Consider the following 443-nt stretch of genomic DNA (forward strand, 5'->3'; position numbering starts at 1 on the left):
AAAGTTTCAAAAAGTCGTTGACGGGCATTCTGAAGTCCCTATAATGCGCACCACTCCCAGCGACGAAGCGCTGAAAGAGCTTGAAAATCAAGCACTTAGGTTGGCTAGAAGTTGGGAGTGGTGGTCAGGCAGGTGCTTCACTTGCCGCCTTTCGGTTCGACAACTGCTCCGGCAGCGGGCCGAAAAGGAAGATCGCCGAGGTGCTTGACAGCGGGTTTGAACGCTGTAGAATGCGCCTCCCGCTGACGAGAAGCTTCGGCCGATCGAAAGCGCAAGCGGTTGAGTAGGAACGAAAAATTCTGAAAATAACGCTTGACGGAATAAGAGGTTGGCGTAGAATACGCCGCCTCGGTTGAGACGAAAGAATCAACCAACTGCTCTTTAACAAGTTGAATCAAGCAATTCGTGTGGGTGCTTGTGAGCTAAGACTGGTGATCGCAAGA

1 protein-coding gene is annotated in these 443 nt (G+C 51.2%); it reads right to left on the bottom strand.

Annotated elements, in window-relative coordinates; all coding sequences use genetic code 11:
• Positions 1-137: 137 nt before the first annotated feature.
• A complete protein-coding gene (locus tag DK254_RS33800) occupies positions 138-398 on the bottom strand; it encodes a hypothetical protein (RefSeq protein ID WP_146219595.1) in 261 nt (86 codons plus the stop codon).
• Positions 399-443: the final 45 nt, after the last annotated feature.

Origin of the sequence: Pseudomonas sp. RW407, assembly GCF_003176655.1 — a bacterium.
GTDB lineage: Bacteria > Pseudomonadota > Gammaproteobacteria > Pseudomonadales > Pseudomonadaceae > Pseudomonas > Pseudomonas delhiensis.